The sequence below is a fragment of the Nibrella viscosa genome, assembly GCF_039541875.1.
Classification (GTDB): Bacteria; Bacteroidota; Bacteroidia; order Cytophagales; family Spirosomataceae; genus Nibrella; species Nibrella viscosa.
In genome coordinates this window covers 1-21,514 of the sequence record NZ_BAABHB010000021.1, presented here as the reverse complement: position 1 = coordinate 21,514, position 21,514 = coordinate 1, and the positions used below count along the sequence as shown (strand labels likewise).

Annotated in this window: 20 protein-coding genes; 8 read left to right on the top strand and 12 right to left on the bottom strand. The window is 52.9% G+C overall.

Annotation, left to right across the window (positions count from 1 at the left end; translation table 11 throughout):
- Nucleotides 1-82: 82 nt before the first annotated feature.
- Both ABD931_RS27990 and ABD931_RS27985 read right to left on the bottom strand, forming a co-directional pair.
- A complete protein-coding gene (locus ABD931_RS27990) occupies nucleotides 83-955 on the bottom strand; it encodes an inositol oxygenase family protein (protein ID WP_345271379.1) in 873 nt (290 codons plus the stop codon).
- Nucleotides 956-1,033: 78 nt separating this feature from the next.
- Nucleotides 1,034-2,671 (bottom strand): sodium/sugar symporter, encoded by a 1,638-nt coding sequence (locus tag ABD931_RS27985; protein ID WP_345271378.1) that lies wholly within the window; start codon nucleotides 2,669-2,671, stop codon nucleotides 1,034-1,036.
- A gap of 157 nt (nucleotides 2,672-2,828) precedes the next feature.
- Between ABD931_RS27985 and ABD931_RS27980 the strand changes: the two genes are divergently transcribed.
- Nucleotides 2,829-4,052, top strand: coding sequence for a PQQ-dependent sugar dehydrogenase (locus tag ABD931_RS27980; RefSeq protein ID WP_345271377.1), 1,224 nt, complete (start codon nucleotides 2,829-2,831; stop codon nucleotides 4,050-4,052).
- A 130-nt stretch (nucleotides 4,053-4,182) separates the two neighbouring features.
- Here the strand turns inward: ABD931_RS27980 and accC are convergent, their stop codons facing one another.
- The 7 genes from accC to ABD931_RS27945 form a co-directional block, all read right to left on the bottom strand.
- Nucleotides 4,183-5,526, bottom strand: a complete 1,344-nt coding sequence (gene accC, locus ABD931_RS27975; RefSeq protein WP_345271376.1) for an acetyl-CoA carboxylase biotin carboxylase subunit — start codon at nucleotides 5,524-5,526, stop codon at nucleotides 4,183-4,185.
- 1 nt (nucleotide 5,527) lies between these two features.
- The gene (accB, locus tag ABD931_RS27970; RefSeq protein ID WP_345271375.1) at nucleotides 5,528-6,022 is read right to left on the bottom strand and encodes an acetyl-CoA carboxylase biotin carboxyl carrier protein; all 495 of its coding nucleotides are present in this window, start codon (nucleotides 6,020-6,022) and stop codon (nucleotides 5,528-5,530) included.
- A 97-nt stretch (nucleotides 6,023-6,119) separates the two neighbouring features.
- Nucleotides 6,120-6,683, bottom strand: coding sequence for an elongation factor P (gene efp / locus ABD931_RS27965; RefSeq protein ID WP_345271373.1), 564 nt, complete (start codon nucleotides 6,681-6,683; stop codon nucleotides 6,120-6,122).
- A 61-nt stretch (nucleotides 6,684-6,744) separates the two neighbouring features.
- Nucleotides 6,745-7,731 carry a beta-ketoacyl-ACP synthase III gene (locus tag ABD931_RS27960; RefSeq protein ID WP_345271372.1) on the bottom strand — a complete coding sequence of 329 codons (987 nt, stop codon included), beginning with the start codon at nucleotides 7,729-7,731 and terminating at the stop codon, nucleotides 6,745-6,747.
- Between the two features lie 41 nt (nucleotides 7,732-7,772).
- Nucleotides 7,773-8,723, bottom strand: a complete 951-nt coding sequence (gene plsX / locus ABD931_RS27955; protein ID WP_345271371.1) for a phosphate acyltransferase PlsX — start codon at nucleotides 8,721-8,723, stop codon at nucleotides 7,773-7,775.
- Between the two features lie 148 nt (nucleotides 8,724-8,871).
- Nucleotides 8,872-9,066, bottom strand: a complete 195-nt coding sequence (gene rpmF / locus ABD931_RS27950) for a 50S ribosomal protein L32 (protein WP_345271370.1) — start codon at nucleotides 9,064-9,066, stop codon at nucleotides 8,872-8,874.
- Between the two features lie 84 nt (nucleotides 9,067-9,150).
- Nucleotides 9,151-9,696, bottom strand: a complete 546-nt coding sequence (locus ABD931_RS27945) for a YceD family protein (RefSeq protein ID WP_345271369.1) — start codon at nucleotides 9,694-9,696, stop codon at nucleotides 9,151-9,153.
- Between the two features lie 141 nt (nucleotides 9,697-9,837).
- On the opposite strand from ABD931_RS27945, the gene ABD931_RS27940 reads away from it, so the two are divergent.
- Together ABD931_RS27940 and ABD931_RS27935 are read left to right on the top strand one after the other, a co-directional pair.
- Nucleotides 9,838-10,635, top strand: a complete 798-nt coding sequence (locus ABD931_RS27940; protein ID WP_345271367.1) for a cysteine hydrolase family protein — start codon at nucleotides 9,838-9,840, stop codon at nucleotides 10,633-10,635.
- A gap of 9 nt (nucleotides 10,636-10,644) precedes the next feature.
- Nucleotides 10,645-11,298 carry a phosphatase PAP2 family protein gene (locus ABD931_RS27935; protein WP_345271366.1) on the top strand — a complete coding sequence of 218 codons (654 nt, stop codon included), beginning with the start codon at nucleotides 10,645-10,647 and terminating at the stop codon, nucleotides 11,296-11,298.
- 9 nt (nucleotides 11,299-11,307) lie between these two features.
- Here the strand turns inward: ABD931_RS27935 and ABD931_RS27930 are convergent, their stop codons facing one another.
- From ABD931_RS27930 to ABD931_RS27920, 3 genes are all read right to left on the bottom strand, one after another.
- On the bottom strand, nucleotides 11,308-12,969 hold the full coding sequence (locus tag ABD931_RS27930; RefSeq protein ID WP_345271365.1) for an ArnT family glycosyltransferase: 1,662 nt from the start codon (nucleotides 12,967-12,969) through the stop codon (nucleotides 11,308-11,310).
- Nucleotides 12,970-13,031: 62 nt separating this feature from the next.
- The gene (locus ABD931_RS27925; protein WP_345271364.1) at nucleotides 13,032-14,318 is read right to left on the bottom strand and encodes an anthranilate phosphoribosyltransferase; all 1,287 of its coding nucleotides are present in this window, start codon (nucleotides 14,316-14,318) and stop codon (nucleotides 13,032-13,034) included.
- 184 nt (nucleotides 14,319-14,502) lie between these two features.
- Nucleotides 14,503-15,441 (bottom strand): CPBP family intramembrane glutamic endopeptidase, encoded by a 939-nt coding sequence (locus ABD931_RS27920; protein ID WP_345271363.1) that lies wholly within the window; start codon nucleotides 15,439-15,441, stop codon nucleotides 14,503-14,505.
- 50 nt (nucleotides 15,442-15,491) lie between these two features.
- Between ABD931_RS27920 and ABD931_RS27915 the strand changes: the two genes are divergently transcribed.
- The 5 genes from ABD931_RS27915 to ABD931_RS27895 are packed head-to-tail and all read left to right on the top strand — an operon-like array spanning nucleotide 15,492 to nucleotide 21,325.
- The gene (locus tag ABD931_RS27915; RefSeq protein ID WP_345271361.1) at nucleotides 15,492-16,250 is read left to right on the top strand and encodes an SDR family NAD(P)-dependent oxidoreductase; all 759 of its coding nucleotides are present in this window, start codon (nucleotides 15,492-15,494) and stop codon (nucleotides 16,248-16,250) included.
- Between the two features lie 26 nt (nucleotides 16,251-16,276).
- Nucleotides 16,277-18,070 (top strand): acyl-CoA dehydrogenase, encoded by a 1,794-nt coding sequence (locus ABD931_RS27910; protein WP_345271360.1) that lies wholly within the window; start codon nucleotides 16,277-16,279, stop codon nucleotides 18,068-18,070.
- Between the two features lies 1 nt (nucleotide 18,071).
- On the top strand, nucleotides 18,072-18,965 hold the full coding sequence (locus ABD931_RS27905; protein ID WP_345271359.1) for an EamA family transporter: 894 nt from the start codon (nucleotides 18,072-18,074) through the stop codon (nucleotides 18,963-18,965).
- Nucleotides 18,966-19,009: 44 nt separating this feature from the next.
- Nucleotides 19,010-20,251, top strand: coding sequence for an acyl-CoA dehydrogenase family protein (locus ABD931_RS27900; protein WP_345271357.1), 1,242 nt, complete (start codon nucleotides 19,010-19,012; stop codon nucleotides 20,249-20,251).
- A 3-nt stretch (nucleotides 20,252-20,254) separates the two neighbouring features.
- Nucleotides 20,255-21,325, top strand: a complete 1,071-nt coding sequence (locus ABD931_RS27895; protein ID WP_345271356.1) for a phosphotransferase family protein — start codon at nucleotides 20,255-20,257, stop codon at nucleotides 21,323-21,325.
- Nucleotides 21,326-21,514: the final 189 nt, after the last annotated feature.

Here is a 21,514-nt window from a genome sequence, read left to right as displayed (position 1 = left end):
AAAGTCCGGGCCAGCATCCTTGCCGGCCCGTCCAAAATAAACATTATTTCTCTTTAATCAGTACCCCTGCCGGTCGCAACTTTTACAACCGAATGGTATCCGGCAGATACTTGGCAATGAGGTCTTCGTAATACGGCTTCAGTTCGCTAACCACCGGCGGCTTCGGACTCTTCGAATACAAATCGTATGGGTTGAATTTATTCACCCACTTGAACATCTCCCGGTCGTGGTCGTCCATCAGGTGGTCGTAGGCATGCTCGCGGTGCTGGGCGTAAAATGAGTGGTAGCGCATCATGTACAGCGCCGGCTCGGGCATGTACGGCTTCATCATCTGGTACAGGTACTCGTCGTGCCCCCACGACATATGCACGTTGCGCAGGCCGCAGTTCGGCTCATACACGCCGTATTTGGTGTTATAACGCTCGTCTTTTGAATCCGGGTTGAGTTCAAAGAACTCGGGATAGACAATTCTGTCGGAATGCCGGCAACCGACCGGGAAGGTATCACCCACCACGGCCCACTGCGGCTCACCGAACAGGCACAGCACTTTACCCATGTCATGCAGGAAGCCCGTCAGCACAAACCAGTCGGGATGACCATCGGCCCGGATGGCTTCAGAGGTTTGCAGCAGGTGTTGCAGTTGGTCGAGGTCGGTGTCGGGGTCCGAGTCGTCGATGAGTGTGTTCAGGAATTCGGCCACGCCCCAAACCGGCATTTCCTTCTTATCGAACTTCAGAAACTCCCGCTCTTTTTCCATGACAAAATCATACGTCTGGTAGGTATGATTAAGCCGGTAGAACTCCCGAACGGTGTCACGGCCCGGATTATCGTAGTTCCGATATTCGTCTTTGGCCTTATGCTCCGGTTCAGGATAACGTAGCAGCAGGTCGTCTTCCCACTGTTCGAGGCTATCGAGGGGCGCTTTCTCTTGTTCTGATAAGGAGGCAACTTTCATATCAAGTGTCTGTTAGTCACGTAAATTTACAACCAATTTATAAAAACAGGATTAAAACATGATGTTCTGACGGAACGGTTACCAAAATACCGTATATAACACCGTCAGGATGCTAATGATTGCGACTGAACCGATTACGAACAAAGGCGAAACGCGGAACATTCGCCTGTCCACCTCCAACCCCTTCGGATTCTGCCGGCTGCTGGAATCAAGCAGGGTAATCACAACCATAAGCGCCACATCGATACAAAATACCCAGGTTGTGCGGTGCAGGAAGGGAATTTCGTCGGCCTGAACGTTAATCACCTGCATCAGCTCCGGCCAGAACTTGAGCAGCGTCGAGAACGGAATAGTCAGAATGGCCACCGTTAAGGCAGCGTTGGTAGTAGTACGCTTCCAGAAGAAGCCCAGCAGGAAGATGGCAAATACCCCTGGCGTCAGGAAGTTGGTATATTCCTGAATGTACTGATACACCTGATCGAACGAGCGCAGCATCGGCGCGATAATGATAGCGATAATAAAGGACACAACAACGGCCCAGCGACCTACATTCACCAGTTTACGCTCCGAGGCATCTTTATCAAAAAACTTCTTGTAGATATCCAGCGTGAAAATGGTAGAAATACTGTTGCACTTCCCAGCCAATGACGCCACCACAGCCGCGGTCAGAGCCGCAAAGGCCAATCCTTTCATGCCGGCAGGCAGCAGATTCATTAATACCGGATACGCCTGGTCCGGTTTTACAACGCCGGTGGGGTCAGTCATGGCCTGCTGGAAAGTGCCGTTTTTAAAGAGCACAAAAGCGGCAATGCCTGGAATAACCACGATCAGCGGAATCAGCAGCTTCAGAAAGGCCGCAAACAGAATACCGCTCCGGGCCGTCTTCAGATCGGCACCCAACGCCCGCTGCACAATATACTGGTTACAGCCCCAGTACGACAGGTTGTTGATCCACATACCGCCGGTAATCAGCGCCATGCCGGGTAACACATTATAATGGGGGTGCCCCTGCGCAAAATACATATGAAAGTGGTCATCGGCCTGGTCACGCAGCATACTCAGGCCACTAAGAACCCCCTGACTATTACTCTTGTCCGATACCAGTTGCAGCGCCAGGTAGGTAACAACCAGACCTCCGCAAATGAGTACAATAACCTGGATGACGTCGGTATAGCCGATGACCTTCATGCCGCCGAGGGTAATGAAAATAGCGAAAACCGCCAGCCCGATGGTACAGGTGGTAAACGAAATACCGGAGATGGTCTCCACCGCAATAGCGCCCAGATAAAGGATAGATGTCAGGTTAACCAGCACGTACACCACCAGCCAGAAAATAGCCAGAATAGTGCTGACCGTATCGTTGTACCGCTGCGCCAGAAACTGCGGCATCGTATAAATTTTGTTCTTCAGGTAAATCGGAATGAAAAACACGGCGACAATGACCAGCGTAGCAGCGGCAATCCACTCGTACGAAGAGATGGCCAGTCCCATAGCGAAACCGGAGCCGGCCATACCGATAAAGTGTTCCGCCGAAATATTGGAGGCAATCAGCGAAGCCCCGATGGCCCACCAGGTCAGCGAACCTTCGGCCAGGAAGAAATCTTTGGTATCAGTTTGGCCGGATTTCTTGCGGTAATAAATCCAATAGCCGTATCCGGCAACGACAACAAAATAAACACAGAAGACCACATAATCGGCCCAGTGCAACTGATTCATAAGGCAGGAGTAGGAATAGGTTTATATTAAGCAGGGAAAAGTAGTACTTTTAGGGCTACTTAGCAACGCATATTGGGAAAGAAAAGAACCTAATAGGGCTCGGCGAACGTTTTAGTAGCGTTTTAGATTTACTTATAAACTTCTGTTACAACTTACAATGACAAAAGAACTCCTATTGCTCTTAACGGGCGCTACCCTATCCCTAACGGCCTGCGGCCAAAATCCTTCTGCACAAATCGCCAGTAATACCAGCCAGCCTCCTGTAGAAACAAAAGAACCTAATTCGCCGGCCTATAAACCAGCCTTTGCCGGTCAGACCAGGGTGGCCGGGGTAAAAACAACCACCAATTACGAAGGCAAAGTCCTGACCAGTGACCTTAAGAATCCCTGGGGTATTACCAGCCTGCCCGACGGCCGGCTGCTGATTACCGAAAAAGGCGGCACCATGCGGATTGCTACGAAGGATGGTCAATTGAGTGCTCCCATTACCGGTTTGCCGACGGTTAACGCCAACGGTCAGGGTGGTCTGCTGGGCGTGCGGGTCGACCCTGCTTTTGCGCAGAACCGAATGGTATACTGGGTGTTCTCCGAGCCGCTATCCGACGGAAACCTGACGGCCGTAGCCAAGGGAAAACTGTCTGCCGATGAAAAGCGGATTGAAGGCACCACGGTCATTTACCGGGCTACTCCGGCCTATAAAGGAACCCTGCACTATGGTGGCCGCATTCTTTTCGATAAAGACGGTAACCTGTTTATTAGTACCGGTGAGCGGTCTGACCTGGTTACCCGGCCGCAGGCGCAGGATGTTAACTCTGGTCTGGGTAAAGTTATCCACATTACAAAAGACGGAAAGCCGGTTGCCGGCAATCCATTCATTGGTAAAGACGGAAGACCGGAAATTTATTCCTACGGACATCGGAACGTGCAAAGTCTGGCCATTCACCCGGTAACAGGTGACCTGTGGGAAGGCGAGTTCGGTCCGCGTGGTGGCGATGAGATCAATCGGGTTCAGCCGGGCAAGAACTATGGCTGGCCTACTATTACTTACGGTATTGAGTACAGTGGTAAGCAAGTTGGTGATGCCATTCAGCAGAAAGAGGGAATGGAACAGCCTGTGTACTACTGGGATCCGTCGATTTCACCCAGTGGCATGACCTTCTACAGCGGGAACAACATACCGGAATGGAAAAACAACCTGTTTGTAGGTGCCCTCAGTGGGATGCATATTGCGCGGCTGGTGATTGACAACAACAAGGTAGTCGGCGAAGAGCGCTTACTGTCGGGTGAGAACCAGCGTTTCCGGGACATTACCCAGGGGAATGATGGTGCCCTGTACGCCGTTACCGACCAGGGACGGTTGTACCGGATTGACAAGAAGTAATACGATTTCGGATTTGAGATTGGGGATTTCGGATATACAATCCATTAATCATCTCAAGTTCATCAGATAACGAAAAGCCCGTCGCCAGAGAAAGCGACGGGCTTTTTTATGACCGGAAATGCTTTCCGGGTTACAGGTTTGAGAAGTCGAAATCTTCCAGGAATCGGGTGGTGAAATCGCCCGATATGAAGCGTGCATCGTCCATTAGTTTGATGTGAAACGGAATGGTGGTTTTGATGCCTTCAATCACGAACTCTTGTAGCGCCCGCTTCATCCGCGTTATGACCTCTTCCCGCGACTGTCCGGAGACAATCAGCTTGGCAATCATGGAGTCGTAATTGGGCGGAATAGTGTAGCCGGCATAGACATGACTGTCGATGCGGACGCCGTGGCCGCCGGGGATGTGCAGGTTGGTGATTTTACCGGGTGAGGGACGGAAGCCGTTGGCCGGGTCTTCGGCGTTGATACGGCACTCCATCGAGTACAGTTTCGGCGTGTAATTACGGCCCGAGATCGGCACACCGGCGGCTACTTTAATCTGCTCCTTGATCAGGTCAAAGTCCGTTACCTCTTCGGTAATTGGGTGCTCCACCTGAATCCGGGTGTTCATCTCCATGAAGTAGAACTTGCCGTACTTGTCCACCAAAAACTCAACCGTACCAGCGCCTTCGTATCGAATGGCCTGCGCCCCTTTAATAGCGGCCTGACCCATTTGCTCCCGTAATTCGGGTGAGATGATGGGCGAAGGCGTTTCTTCGACCAGCTTCTGGTGCCGGCGCTGAATGGAGCAGTCGCGCTCCGACAGGTGGCAGACCTTACCGTATTGGTCGCCCACAACCTGAATTTCAATATGACGGGGCTCTTCTACGAACTTCTCCAGATAGAGACCATCGTTGCCGAAAGCGGCACCGGCTTCTACACGGGCATCGTTCCAGGCTTTGTCAAACTCACCTTCGTTGCGGATGATACGCATCCCACGACCACCCCCACCGGCGGTAGCCTTCACAATCACCGGGTAGCCCATTTCGGCCGACAGCCGCTTGCCCTGCTCTACCGACTCCAGCAACCCTTCTGAACCGGGAATTACCGGAACGCCGGCGGCTCTCATGGTGGCCTTGGCCGTAGCCTTATCACCCATGGAGTTAATCTGGTCGGCGGTGGCACCAATGAACTTTATGCCGTAATCCGCGCAGATTTGCGAGAATTCAGCATTCTCCGACAGGAAGCCGTAGCCGGGATGGATGGCGTCGGCACTGGTTACCTCAGCGGCTGAGATGATGCTGGGGATATTTAAATAAGATTGACGACTTGGGGGAGGTCCAATACAAACCGCTTCATCGGCAAACCGCACGTGCAGGCTGTCGCGGTCGGCGGTCGAGTAAACGGCTACTGTTTTGATGCCCATTTCCCGGCAGGTCCGGATGATGCGCAGTGCAATTTCCCCCCGGTTGGCAATAAGTATCTTTTTGAACATACTAGATAGGTTCTACCAGGAACAGCGGTTGATCATATTCTACCGGCGTGGCATTCTCCACGAGTACGCGTACGATACGGCCCGAAACTTCCGACTCGATTTCGTTGAAGAGTTTCATGGCTTCGATAATACACACTACCTTACCGGGCTTCACCTCGTCACCCAGCTCTACAAACGATGCCGAATCCGGGCCTGATGAGCGGTAGAACGTACCAATCATCGGCGACTTGATGGTGATGTAATTTGAGGTATCGGCCTTTTTTTCCGGGGCCGGTGCGGCTGCGGGTGCCGCTGGAGCCGGAGCGCTTTGTTGCGGAGCTGATTGCTGAACCGGAGCCGGCATAGTCGCCGGAGCCGAAGCCTGTTGCTGACCGGCCGGAGCACCTAAGCCATAGCGCTTCACGCTGATTTTCAGGTCGGAGGTTTCGATGTTCACCTCATCCAGCCCCGACTGGGCGATGAAGTCAATTAGTCGTTGAATGTCTTTGGTATCCATAGTTGTTGGGTTTAGTCGCTAGTCGCTAGTCGTTAGTCAATAGTGGCTGACGCCGAATTTGCTAACAACTAGCGACTAACGACCATCGACTATTACCTTACTTTACTCGTTCTACATAATCGTATGTGCGGGTGTCGACCCGAATTTTCTCGCCTTGCTCAATGAAGAGGGGCACCATAATTTTGGCCCCGGTTTCTACTTCAACCCGCTTTTTGGGGCTGTTTGCGGTATCGCCCCGAAGGCCGGGCTCCGCATAAGTGACTTCGAGTTCGACAAACGGCGGCAGTTCACACGTCAGCGGGGTTTCAGTCTCGGCGTTAATCAGAATCTCTACTTCCTGGCCTTCTTTCATCAGGTCGGCACCTTCAATCAGTTTCTCGTCGAGGTTAACCTGATCAAATGTGTCGTTGTCCATGAAGTTGTAGCCGGCCTCATCTTTGTAGAGGTACTGGTATTTCCGGCGTTCTACGCGTACCGGATAAATGGTTACCCCCGAGTTGAAGGTATTGTCCAGCACTTTACCCGACGTCAAACTTTTCAGTTTCGTACGCACAAAAGCGGCTCCCTTACCGGGTTTCACGTGCTGAAATTCGATAATCTGGAATAGGTCGTTGTTGAAGTTGAGTACCAATCCATTGCGGATGTCTGCGGTCGTTGCCATAACTCAAAGTAAAGAAAAATGTATAAAAGTATCGGGCCAGGATACCCAATAGGTATTCAGATTAAAAAGCCCATTTCACATAAACGGCACCCCACGTAAAACCTCCGCCGAAAGCTGCCAGCACCAGATTATCGCCTTTTTTCAGCTGCGACTGGTAATCGTACAGGCAGAGTGGAATGGTAGCCGCCGTGGTATTGCCGTATTTATGAATATTCAGCATCACCTTATCGGCATCAATGCCCATGCGGTTGGCTGTAGCATCAATAATGCGTTTGTTGGCCTGATGCGGCACCAGCCATGCAACGTCTTCCCCGTTCAGGTTGTTACGCTCCATGATTTCGGCGGATACGTCGGCCATGTTCTTCACGGCAAACTTAAATACCGATGGCCCATCCTGATAGGCATAATGCCAGCGCTTCTCCACTGTCTCGTGCGTAGCCGGGTAGCGGCTGCCGCCTGCTTTCTGGAACAGGTGGTGCTGCCCCACGCCGTCAGACCGCAGAATGGAATCTAAAACGCCATACCCGTCCGTATTCGGTTCCAGCATCACCGCACCGGCCCCGTCGCCGAACAGTACACAGGTTGTCCGGTCGGTATAATCGACAATCGCCGACATTTTATCGGCACCGACTACGATGACCTTCTGGTATTTACCCGTTTCAATAAACTGCGTGCCGATAGTCAGCGCGTAAACAAAGCCCGAACAGGCGGCCTGAATATCAAAGCTGCCTATATTACGAATGCCCACCATGTCGCAAATCAAGTTAGCCGTGGCCGGAAATACAAAATCGGGAGTAGTGGTGGCGCAGATAAGCAGGTCTACTTCCTCCGGTTTGGTATTTGTCTTTTCGAGCAGGCCCTCAACCGCTTTGGCGGCCATGTGCGAGGTGCCCATTCCTTCTCCTTTCAGAATCCGGCGTTCCTTAATGCCCGTTCGGGTGGTAATCCATTCGTCGTTGGTTTCCACCATGCGCTCCAACTCAGCGTTTGTTAGCACATAGTCCGGTACATGAGCGTGAATTCCGGTAATCGCAGCTCTGGTGGTCATGTTTCGGGGGTACGTATTCACATAAAAAAAGCCCGGCTCAACTAGCTGAGGGCTTGTGCAATCTTTGTATAAGCGTCTGATTCAACCTGCCGGACAGCCAGATTGATCATATTTTTGATGGCCAGCGCCGATGAAATACCGTGCGCAATAATTACGTTGCCGTTTACGCCGATAATGGGGCTGCCGCCTACGGCTTCGTAGTTGGTTTTGTCGATAAATTCATCCCGAATACCCCGTTCGAGCATCAGCGGGTACAGCGACTCACCAAACTTAAAGACGATGTTACCCACAAAGCCATCGGTCACAATCACATCGGCGGCATTTACAAACAGGTCACCGCCTTCAATGTTGCCCACAAAGTTAATTTTGCGGCTGTCTTTCATCAATTGGTAAGCGGCCTGGGCAATCAGAGAACCCTTCTGCTCTTCGGAGCCGATGTTCATCAGTGCCACTCTCGGTTTATCAATGCCCAGGGTGTACTGGGCATAAATGGAGCCGATTTCGCCAAACTGGGCCAGCATTTCGGGCTTGCAGTCGGCGTTGGCACCAATGTCGAGCATGACGGCATACCCACCGGCTTTCTGCGGTACAAAGCCCGCAATGCAGGGCCGCAGAATGCCTTCAATGGCCTTGATGCTGAACAGCGCACCTACGTGCATGGCCCCTGTGTTACCAGCGGAGCAGAACGCATCGACCTGCTTCTCCTTTAAAAGCTTAAACCCAACTCCGATGCTGGAATTGGGCTTCTGGGAGAGGGCTTTCGTCGGATGTTCGCCCATCTCAATCACATCATCGGCGTTGACTACCTCAATAGCGTTTACCGACGTACCCGACGCGGATGCGTATTTGTGTATTAATTCTTCTACTACGGCTTGCTTCCCAACCAATACAATCTGCACATTTTCCGGCAATCCGGCTGCGGCCATTACTACTCCTTCCACGATAGCTTCAGGAGCGAAATCGCCACCCATAGCGTCTACTGCAATTTTCATTGACAATTCGTTCAAAAACGCACTTCTAAAAATCGTGTAAAAATAGAGAGGTCACCGGCAATAAAAAAGTATTCCGCACTCATCTTTCGGTCAGACTCCTGCGAAATACTTTTTAATCAGAGCCCGCTTGTGGGGCGTTAAGCCTGCCTTATACAGTCGGAGCGTAGTTCTCAACAACCATTTTGCCCTTGTAATAAAGGTTACCCTCAAATACGTGAGCATGGTGGCGCTGATGCACTTCGCCCGTAGTTGCGTCGGTCGCGAGCGTTACGGCCGTTGCTTTATAATGCGTTCTACGCTTATCACGCCGGGTTTTCGAGTGTCTGCGTTTGGGATGTGCCATTTTGTATTATCAGTTTGCAGTTTACAGTATTCAGTTATCAATCAGGTCCTGAGCTGCCGGTACGGTCGGTACGCGCTCAGGCATTTAGTTGTTGTTCAATTTTTTCAACGCTTCCCAGCGCGGGTCAATCGGTGCCTGGTCATCATCCGTCTGATCCGCGTCGGAGCGATAAATCAGTTTGCCTTCGGTTTCGTCGTCGGCCTCCTGCTCTTCTTCCTCCCGGAAGCGGGGGTGCAGTTTTTTCATCGGCAGCGACAGGCCAATGAAATCGAAAATGTACCGGGCCACATTGATAACCGGTGTATTGCGCAGAATCAACTCGATCTCGTCGGTCAGTTCTTCGTTATGGTCTGAGAACTTCAGCACGTGCTTCTGCCGGATGTCGATAGGCTCATCGAACGTATCGAGGCTCCGGTCGCAGGTCAGTTCTACCTGCCCTGTGATGTGAAAGTTGAGCTGAATCATGGTCTCCGACTTATCCAGCGTCAGGTGGGTTTTAAAGTTGCCCTTCTGGATAAGCTCCTGATCCATAGCCTCGAAGAACTTGTCGCCTGATTCAAAATCGAACTCATAGCGCTTGTTCTCCAGCCCAAAGATGTTGATGTCGTATTTACGCAATTCGGTCTCCACCTCTGTCCTCCGTAAAATAAGACCGCAAAGATACGAACCTTTTGTGAATCAAGAAAGAACCGGCTGAAGAAAATGAGTTTATAAGCATAGACGTCGGAATAGTTGTTAAGTTTGAAACGCCTTTGAGGTAAGTACGATGCTATGAATAATACGAAAAACGCGCTGCTCATTATCGATACCCAATACGACTTCTGCCACCCAAACGGTGCCCTGTTTGTGCCGGGAGCAGAGCAGGATGTCGACCGAATGGCGAACCTGATTCGACGCTATAGGGACCGAATCGACCATATTGTGGTGACGCTGGATACGCATAAACTGCTGGACATTGCCCACCCGCTGTTCTGGCACGACGAGCAGGGCAATCACCCGCATCCGTTTACCCGCATTACTTACGCCGAGGTAGAAGCCGGAAAATGGATGCCCCGCTTTGCCGCCGAGAAAGCCCGGCAGTATGTCCGTGACCTGGAAGCAGACGGGCAGTTTGAACATTACATCTGGCCCGAACACTGTCTGATTGGCTCCAAAGGGGCGGCCCTGCACGATACGCTGCTGGATGCGCTGAAAGACTGGTCGCGGCAGCGGGAGGTAGATTACAAAGCCGTACAGAAGGGGGTTCACCCGCTTTCGGAGCACTTCGGTATCTTTCGGGCGCAGGTGCCGGACCCCGCCGTGCCGGAAACCCAGCTCAACACCGACCTGATTGCCGACCTGGAGCGTTTTGATACTGTGTACCTGATGGGTGAGGCTAAGTCGCATTGCGTAGCGAACAGCCTGAAGCAAGTAATGGACTTTGCGCCGGGCTTATTGCCGAAACTAGTAGTGGTGAGTGATTGTATGTCGGACGTAACGGGCCTGGGCCATCTGGCAGACCCGATTTACGCAGCTGCCCGTGAGCTAAAGGTTCGGTTTACGGAGTCGGAGAGGTTACTAATTGACTGATCAAAGGGAATGATCGAATTAATACGTAAGAACCGAGCGTTCTTTTGGACTTATTTGGTAGCGCTGGTGGTGGTAGGAATCCTGCAACTGATCTATACCAAGGAAGAACTCATTCGATGGGTAAATACCTATAACACATCCTGGGCTGACGTCTTTTTCGACAATGTGACCTATCTTGGCGATGGGGCTTTTGCTGTTATTGTTGTGGTTATTCTGTTCATCCGGTCGTGGTGGATGGGCATTCTGGCTGCGGGTAGTTTTGTAATCTCGTCGCTGACGTCTATTTTTCTGAAGCGGGTAGTATTTCCGGATAATTTACGGCCGCTAAAGTATTTTGAACATTCTAACTGGCAATACCACGCTATAAAGGGCCTTAATATTTTCAGCTACAACAGTTTTCCGTCCGGCCATACCATAACGGCTTTTGCCGTGTTCAGCCTGCTGGCGATGCTCGACGAACGGAAAAGCCGGGGTTGGGTGCTGGCGATTATCGCTATGCTGGTTGGCTACTCCCGCGTTTATCTGTTCCAGCATTTTGTGGAAGATGTATACGCCGGCTCTGTTGTAGGAACGCTGACCTCCTTGCTGGTATTCTACTACTTTAATCAATGGCGTGAGCGTCGCCGGCTTAAAGAGCGAACCGACAGTATGGGCGATTTGTAACCGGCAATTTTACCTGAACACTTTTCGGCGGAAAAAGACAAAACCATTTTCCTCACTGATCAGCTCCAGATTCGGGTTGTAGCGGTAATCTTCCGCCGACGTAATTTTCGTAATCAGGAATGTCGGCTTATCAACCGGCCCGTTCAGCAGGTAATTTTCGTCGCGGGTTTTCGGATTCACCGGTGGCGTTTTCCGAAAGTAGAAAAGCTGGGCGTAGCTCTTGTAGCCAATGGGTTCGACGTATACATTTTGACCCTGTTTGGCCTGGTAAAAGTCGATAACGGTGCCCTGGGTGTATTGCTCAATTTTGGGTACCACCTGCGCCAGATAGATGAGCAGGCAGACAGCGGTAGTCAGATAAAGACCGGTTATGGCCCGGAAACCGACACGTGGCACGCGTATAATCCACCAGATAATGGCAACGCCGTACAACAGACCGATCAGCCACTCCCAGCCCGCCCAATATACGGGAGCCTGCAGGTTGGCTACGGCAAAGGGATCATTGATATAGGGGGTAAGCGCCGGCGCATTCATACCCACGAGGGGCACGGCCGCCAGCAGTATTCCCCAAATAGCTCCCAGCACGATAAGTCCGATGGTTGTCCAGCGGTTCCAGCTAATCTTCCCGGTCAGGTACTGATGCAGATGGTATGCCGCCAGGTACGATACCGGGAACCAGGCCATGGATGAGTAGTGGACAATCTTTGTCCGGACGATGGAGAACAGAATCATCACCACCCAGAAAAGAATCACCATCCACTGCCGGAACAACTCGCCATTCACTGGTTCCGTTGTGTCAGAAGCGGGAGCCGCTTTCCAGACGGTGATGTAGCGAATGGCCAGTACCGAAATGGGAAAGCAGCCCAGCAACACCACCACAAAATGGTAAAAGAACGGCTGCGCGTGGCCGGCATCGGGTGTCATGAACAGGCGAATCTGGTAATCGATAAACTCCTGAAAAAACCACCAGCCATTCTGCGCCAGCTCCAGTCCAAACCAGAGTGATGCGACTACAAGCGCACAGCCTGCCAGCAGAAGTCCATTTCGGAAACTCAGAATAGGGCGGAAGCGCTGGAGACCCCAGTAGATCAGAAACGTTAATCCCGGCAGCAGTCCGCCAACCGGTCCTTTGGTCAGCACGGCCAGGCCAATGAATAATCCGGACAGGGCTGAATAGCGAGTGGCGCGGGACGAACTATAGGCAGCAACGGCATTGACCAGATACCAGACGCCCATGAAGATGAAGAAATTAAAGGTAGGGTCGATAATGCCGGATTTGAAGTAGAGGTGGGGCGTAAAGGAGCCCAGATACCCCATCGCCCAAAGCAATCCGAATGGCGGAGTGTAAAGCCGTTGGCCGATGAGGTACAGGACGACCAGGGTACAAATGCCTATAATCGCATTCGGGAAACGGGCCGCAAACTCCCCGATACCGAAGGCGTTCATCGCTGTGGCCTGCATCCAGAAGAACAGGGGCGGCTTTTCCCAGAACGGCTCAAAGTTGATCTGTACACGGGTAAAGTTGCCGGTCACCAGCATCTCCCGCGCCGATTCGGCGAAGTTTATTTCGTCCCAGTCGAACAGGTGAACCCGTCCCAGAAAAGGTATATAGAACAGAATACCAAGAAACAGTAAGACAAGCGGATAGAACCGTGGTGCGATTTTAAGCATGAATCAGCAGGTGCCCGGTGGTACAGGCACGGGGCAAAGGTAGCAAAACCGGGTGTGTTCTCTTACTTAAGCTGACCGGCAATCCACTCCATCCCCCGGTCGAGCATCAGGCATGTCAACCGGACGCGGTTGTCGAAATCAGCATGGCCCGTCTCTTTGGTTTTGAGGTACTGCCGTACCAGCCGGACATTATCCGTTACCTGAAGCGGAGCTACATCCTCGTCGGTCTCGGTGCGGTAGGGGTTGAATACCGGCAGGCTGGCATCGAAATGCTGGAAGAAGAGATGATTGCTCTCCGTCCGCACGGCACACAGAATACCACTGGCGCGGGCGGTTGATATGGCCAGGCTGCCTTCCAGTCCCCGTTTCATGACTACCACCGCGTCAAAGCCCGCCATCAGGGCCAGTTCCGCCATTTTCATCTGGTAGTTGATGTGAAAAACCGACGTAACCAGCACGCGGGCATGGCAGGGGTTTAAAACTTTTTCGAGCGTCGCCAGAAACGGCCGTTTAATCATGGCGCGTCGACGATCAACCCAGCGGTCGAGCGCCGGGGAAAGGGCTTTCTGGTCGAGTACCCAGCCAAAGGGTTCTTCAGGCGTGTAGAGTTCGTGGTTGCTCTGGAGCATTGGGCACCCTAGGTACAGATAAAGGTCGTGGGCGTTTACACCGTATTTGGGTCCGGCCGTGCGGCCGACGGAGGATATAACGCCGTAGCCTCGCTTTTGCAGGTGATTGGCCAGCAGCGGGGTAATCAGGTACGAATGCGCTACGCCGTCGAATGGCTCGGCCAGTTGGATGAGCGTTTGCTTAACGTTGGCCGGCTGCTGAAAACCGGGCGTAATCGTCTCCATGGCGGCCTCGTACAGCCCTTTGTACTCGTCGTTGGTTTCGTGACGTACCCGCATAATACTGGCCGCCATGGCGCGGAAGGTCTCGCAGGACGCATCTGGGCCTTGTTCATCAGAAAACAGGTACGTACCTAACTGGTGTGCTTCACTGGTGCGGAGCGTATGCCCGCGTAGCAGCTTAGTGCCGATAGGCAGTAGCCGGGTCGGCAGTTCGGGGCAGAGCCTGTTTATCAGAAAAGTTGGGTGCGAGAAAGCGCCCCGGCCAAAAACCGTTTCGAGTTGCCGCTCCTCGTCGGTGGGGCCTTTGGTGATGAGCGCACCAATAAACGCGCCTTTCTGGAGAGGGTCAGTATCAGGAGATAGCAGCGCCTGCCTGCACTCCTGGAGTAGTTCGGTGGGTAAGGGTTTGCTACCGTGTTTACCGATGCCGATGTATTGGATGCCACGCCCTAATACGGTTGTTGTCGGTTCGGTCAGTACGCTGTTTAACGGTTGCATAAGCCGTTGGAAGAGCCGTTAACAATTTGACAAGTTAGATCAAAGTTGTAAGGAAAATTTACGGAAACCTACTCAGAAGCATTAGAATTTATTAAGAAGCCAAATAAAATTTTCTAATAACCGGAGAGTACAAAAAATTATGGTAAAGGGTGCAGGATTTAACGTTTAAACAAAATGCAACCATTTAGCTGCGGAAGTACAGTTGCAGGAAGGCGGCCAGTTCCATCAGCCAGGCCACGCCGAGGTGAATGAGTACCCCACCCCAGATGCTTCGGCTGTACAAGGCGAAAACACCCAGCAAATACCCGCCAACCAGGGAGGATATGGTTTCGCCCAGCGGTTTGCCGAAGTGAATACTCGAATACACCACAATCATCGGCAGCACCGTGCCGGGACCTAACAACCGGCTAAGGCCAATCACCAGAAAACCACGAAACATCAGTTCGGTCGGTATAAAATCCCAGCCATAGGAGAGTTCAAAAATGAGGGCCGTTACCCACTCCGGGACGTTGAAAAATTCATTGGCGTTGGTGTCTTTATAACTTGGGTAGAAGCTGAGAAAGTCGGACTGGAAGGAGGCCCAGGTTATAAGCGGCACCATAAGCAGCAGCAGACCAGCGTACATCTGAAGGCCCGCTCGCTTTGGCCGAAGCCCATAAAAGCCGGTATGCTCACGGTCCCACAGCCGGTAGTACAGGTACAGCGGCAGCGCCACGGTAATAATGGAGTGCAGGTTGCTGAGGCAACGGTAAGCGAATATGTAAATCTTCCCACCGAATAGTTGCTCACTCCAGGACACATAGCCGTAAAAGCCGGCATAATACGAGTATACAGCCAGACCGAATAATGTGTGTGTCCAGAACCGTGGCCGGCGGAGCACATCCGGCTGCCGATGGAAGTACGTCCAGATGAGCACACCCCCGTAATAAGCGACCGCGTACAGGCAGAAATACAGGAGCGGACGCATATAACTGCCCCGGTAGTTGTCAATGATGCTGTCTTCAAAGTCCAGCCAATAGTTGATGGCGATTAATACTGCAGCATACAGGGCTGTGGTCAGGTAGAGGTCAGTCCGGAAATCAGTTTGCAGGTGGGTGCGCAGATAATGCCAGAGGGTACGCATAGTGTCTGTAAAATAACGCTATTTTCGAAACGAATTGATGACCCATAGATATGACTACGTTCAGTAATCAGGTAGCCATTGTAACCGGAGCTGCTTCAGGGATTGGCCAGGCCACTGCGCTGGCATTTGCTCAACAGGGGGCGGCCGTGGTCGTATCCGACGTGAATGCCGAAGGCGGGCAGGAAACAGTTACCATGATTCAGGAGGCCGGAGGCCAGGCAACGTTTATCTCCTGCAACGTCGCCGACCCCAATGAGGTGGAAGCACTTATCCGGCAGACGGTAAAGACCTACGGTCGGCTCGACATTGGCATCAACAATGCCGGTATCGGTGGGGCTTTCGCAAAACTACTTGACCAGACCCTGGACGATTGGAACCGCATGCTGGCGGTAAACCTGAGTGGTGTCTTTTACTGCATGCAGGCCGAAATCCGCCAGATGCTGACGCAGGGCGGAGGCAAAATTGTGAATATTTCGTCGATTGCCGGCGTGCGGGGTATGCCTAACGGGGCCCCTTACAGTGCCGCTAAACATGGCGTACTGGGATTGACCAAAACAGCTGCGCTGGAATATGTTCGGCAGAATATCCGGGTCAATGCTGTTTGTCCGGTCTATACGCATTCGGGCATGGTGCATGATTTGATGAATAGAGCACCGGGTATGGAAGAACGGATGCGCCGGGTTATTCCTATTGGCCGTTTCGGTCAGCCGGAAGAGATTGCGCAGGCAATTCTGTGGCTGTGTTCCGACGAAAATGCCTTCTGCACCGGTCAGGCTATTCAGATGGATGGCGGCCTGACGGCCGGATAAGGCCCGGAAAATTTAACCTATAACTCATGGCGAACCAGTTTTATTCCAAACGTGATCTGGCCTTTCACCTATACGAAGTGCTGAATGCGGAGCAGTTGACGCAATTCCCCTACTTTCAGGACCACAACCGGGAGTCATTTGATATGGTGCTCGATGCGGCCGGACAGATTGCCGGGTCGCTGCTGAAACCGCTGCTGACAGAGATGGACCGGCAGGAGCCGCAACTGGTCGATGGTAAAATCCGGGTGCATCCCGGCCTGGCCTCCATCATCCGGCGGTTTGGCGAGGACGGCTGGATTAATGCGCCGTTTTCGTACGAAGAAGGTGGGCAGCAACTTCCGGCCACTATCCTGAATGCTGCTACCTTTATCTTTGGCGCGGCCAATTATTCGGCCAGCGTATTTCCGTTTCTGACTACCGGAGCCGCTAATCTGCTACGCAGCTTCGGTTCTCCGGAACTCATCGACACCTTTACCCCAAATATGTATGCCGGACGCTGGCAGGGAACCATGGCCCTGACCGAGCCTGATGCGGGTAGCTCGCTCTCCGACATTACCACTACCGCCGAGCCTACTGATCAACCGGGGACTTACAAAATTAGGGGACAGAAGATATATATCTCGGCCGGCGACCATGATGCCTGTGAGAACGTTGTTCATTTGATGCTAGCCAAAATCAAAGGCGGACCGGTGGGCGCAAAGGGTATATCGCTGTTTGCCGTACCACAGAAGCGCCCGGAGAATGGCCGGCTACTCGTTAACGATGTGCTGACCGCAGGCGTTTACCACAAAATGGGTTACAAGGGCGCACCCATTGCCCACCTGATGGTGGGCTCCAACGATGGCTGCATCGGATATCTGGTTGGCGAGCCACACAAGGGCCTCAGCTACATGTTCCAGATGATGAACGAAGCCCGCGTGGGGGTAGGGATGAATGCCGTATCCATCGGTACGGCAGCATACTATGCGTCACTGGAATATGCCCGCGAACGCCCGCAGGGCAGACTCATCGCCGAAAAAGACCCGAGCAAACCGCAGGTACCCATTATCTGCCACGCCGATGTTAAGCGAATGCTGCTGTTCCAGAAAGCAGTGTTGGAAGGCTCGCTGGGGCTATTGCTACAATGCAGCTATTATGCCGATCTGGTGCATGCCGCCGAGGGTGACGAGCAGGAAAATGCGGCTCTGCTACTCGATTTGCTGACACCCATTGCCAAATCGTATCCTTCGGAGATGGGTTGCCTGACCACCAGCGCAGCCGTGCAGATTCTCGGTGGTGCCGGCTACACCACCGACTTTCCGGTGGAGCAGTTTTACCGCGAAGCCCGCATTCATCCTATCCACGAAGGAACAACCGGTATTCACGGTCTTGATTTGCTGGGCCGGAAGGTAATCATGCAAAACGGCAAAGCCGTGACGCTCCTGCTGGCTGAAATTCAAAAAGATATAATTGCGACACAGGCATCTCCGGAAGGCAGCGCCCTGAGTGACCAGCTTAGTGCGGCTTTGGGAATACTGGACAATGTTACCCAACACCTGCTTAGCGTAGCCCCGTCTGATACCGAAGCCTTCCTGGCCGATGCGACACTGTACCTGGAGTTGTTCGGCATTGTTGTGATAGCCTGGCAGTGGCTCCGGCAAACTATTATTTCCCAGCAGGCATTATCCGACGCCCACGAAGACGACCGAAACTTTTATCAGGGAAAACGCATGGCCGCCCGTTATTTTTATGAATACGAATTAGTGAAAATCCACGCGCTATCCCGGCGGCTGCTCTCCGCCGACCGGGTAACGGTGACAATGCAAAACGAATGGTTTTAATATGCTGTTGACTATCCTCACCCTCACATCCCTCGCCATCATCGTCCGGATTGTATCGAACCCGCTGTCGAATGTCTTCCAGAAACAGTTGACGCAACGCTCGGCGGAGCCCTTGTTTATTACCTCCGCTACGTATGGCTTTCTGAGTGTGCTATGTCTGTTCTTCTGGCAGGAAATTAACTTTTCTGCGCTGCCGGCTGCCTTCTGGTGGAATGCGATTATCATCAGTTTACTGGCCGTACTCGGCAACGTCTTTCTGGTAAAGGCCCTCAAAACAGGTGACCTGTCGGTGCTGGGGCCGATTAATGCCTACAAGGCAGTCGTGAGTATTGTCTTCGGTATTATTCTGCTCAATGAAATACCCAGTTGGGCCGGTACGCTGGGCGTCGTACTCATTGTGGTAGGGAGCTACTTTGTCTTGGATTCGGGCCGGCGCGGGCCGGGCTTTAGCTGGGCGCTGCTGAAACAACCGGAAATTCAATACCGGCTGGCGGCACTGGTCTGCTCGGCCATTGAAGCGGTTTTTATCAAAAAAGCCATGCTGCTGTCGTCGCCCGTAACCGTGTTTGTTTTCTGGTGCGTGCTGGGCTTTATCCTGACATTGCTGTGGATTGTGCTGGCCCTGCGCGGGAACTGGAAGGAGCAGGTACGGCTGCTGTCTTCGCAGAAAATTACGTACCTGGCCCTGTTTCTGTCGGTGGGGCTGATGCAGTTTTCGACGAATGTGGCCTTCGGCGGTACGCAGGTCGGGTATGCCCTGGCGCTATTCCAGACGTCGGCGCTGCTGAGTGTGTTGTTCGGCTACCAGTTTTTCAAGGAACGAAACATTGTGCAGAAACTCGTCGGAGCCGCCATTATGGTTACCGGGGCGGTGTTGATTGTGGTATTTAAGTAAACTAACTTGTCGCCTGTATCTGCTTCATCGGCAGTAAAACCAGCATGAACGATATTTTTTCTACTGATCAGACCCGCGACCTCATCCCGCGCATTCGGGAGTTTGTCGAAAATGAACTGATTCCGCTCGAAAATGCCGAGCACCTGACCGGCCACTTCTCGACCGTAGCCCGTATTCTGGACCAGAAACGCGAACTGGTCAAGAAAGCCGGTTTGTGGGGCTTGCAGCATAGCGCAGACGAAGGCGGTCTGGGCCTCACCCTTTGCGAATTCGGGCAGGTGAGCGAGGTATTGGCCTATAGCCCGTTCGGGCATTATACTTTCAACTGCCAGGCACCGGACATCGGCAATATGGAGCTGATGCATAAATACGCGCCCGACGACCTCAAGCGCCAATACCTGGAGCCGCTCAAAGAAGGCCATATCCGGAGTTGCTTCTCCATGACCGAGCCGGAGTTTGCCGGGTCCAACCCAACACGGTTGGGTACCACCGCCGTGCGCGACGGGGATGAGTACGTGATAAATGGCCATAAATGGTTTACCAGTTCGGCCGATGGTGCGGCTTTTGCCATTGTGATGGCCGTGACCAACCCCGACGCGGCTCCGCACCGCCGGGCCAGCATGATTCTGGTGCCGACCGATACGCCGGGTTTCGAGCTGGTGCGTAACATCTCCATCATGGGTGACCCCAGCGATCATTGGGGTAGTCATGCCGAGGTGAAGTACAATGAGGTGCGGGTGCCGGTCTCCAACCTAATTGGGGGTGAGGGCATGGGCTTTACGCTGGCTCAGGAACGATTAGGCCCCGGCCGCATTCACCACTGCATGCGCTGGGTCGGCATCAGCGAACGGTGCTTCGACCTGATGTGCCGCCGGGCCGCTACCCGCGAGATTGAACCGGGCGTGATGCTGGGCGAGAAGCAGTTTATCCAGGGCTTCATTGCCGAGAGCCGGGCCGAGATTGATGCCGCCCGTATGATGGTGCTGCGTACTGCCCACCAGATTGACCAGTTCGGTGCGGCCGCTGTACGCAACGAGATTTCGGCTATCAAATTCTTCGTAGCCAACATTATGCTCAAAGTCGTGGACCGCGCCATTCAAACCTACGGTGCTATGGGTATCACCGACGATATTCTGCTGGCCTGGTATTACCGCCACGAGCGCGGTGCCCGCATCTACGACGGTGCCGACGAAGTACACAAATCTGCCCTGGCCCGCAGTATTATGAAAGGATATGGGCTGGATGTAAAGAAAAAAGCAACTGATATGGCGGCAACAAGAGCGTAGTTCATGACCAACCTCAAACCCGATATTCCCACTACCATTCGCTCCGGCGAAGAACTGGACAAAGAGGCCTTACAGGCATACCTGAATACTCAGGTGCCGGGTTTTGGCCCTATAACGGACATTGCCCAGTTTCCCGGCGGGTATTCTAATCTGACGTATCTGCTGAAAACAGATGGCCCGGAGTATGTGCTGCGTCGGCCGCCTTTTGGGGCGAAGGAAATAAAGGGCGGGCACGATATGGGCCGTGAGTTTCGGGTGCTGTCGATGCTGAAAGCAGCCGGCTATACCAAAATTCCGGAGCCGGTGGTGTTCTGCGAAGACGAGTCGGTGATTGGGTGCCCATTTTACGTGATGGAGCGGGTGCCGGGTATCATCCTGCGGGCGTATATGGCTCCTAAGCTAAACCTGCCGGCGGAGCAGATGCGCCAACTCTCCGAGGCACTGGTCGATAATCTGGTTAATCTGCACGCGATTGATATTCACCAGACGGGTCTGATAAATCTTGGTAAGCCGGAGGGTTATATCCGGCGGCAGGTAGAGGGTTGGCACAAACGCTACCTGGCGGCCCAAACCGACGACCTGCCCACTATGGACCAACTCGCCCGCTGGCTGACGGATACCCTGCCTGCCGAGAACCCACCGACGCTCATCCACAACGATTACAAATACGATAACGTCGTGCTCAATCCCGACGACCTGACCGACATACAGGCGGTGCTGGACTGGGAAATGACCACCGTTGGCGACCCGTTGATGGATGTGGGCACTGCCTTATCCTACTGGGCAGAGGCCAATGACGGCCCTTTCGAGAAGTCTTTTAACCTGACGTGGCTGCCCGGCAACCTCACCCGGCAGGAGTTTGCCAACCGCTACGCCGAACGCAGCGGCCGTGATGTATCTAACCTGTTGTTCTACTACGTATTCGGACTTTTTAAGAATGCCGTGGTTATCCAGCAGATTTACGGTCGCTACAAAAAAGGCTTGACCAAAGACGAGCGTTTTGCTACGTTGCTGACGGGCGTTCAGGCGCTGGCGGAGAATGGGGCGAGGGCAGTGGAGACTGATACATACTAGATTATGAAGCACATTTTAGCGGTCGAAATGTTTTCAATATTGAATTCGCGTTTATCACATTTTAATACTTTGAGCAGTTAATATCTATGCTTAGGCAGCTCTACGCTGCCAGAACTGCCAATCCACCCTATCCAGCCGATTTACATCAACTAAGCCCTCCTGGCTGAGTTGATGATATATCCGCGTCCA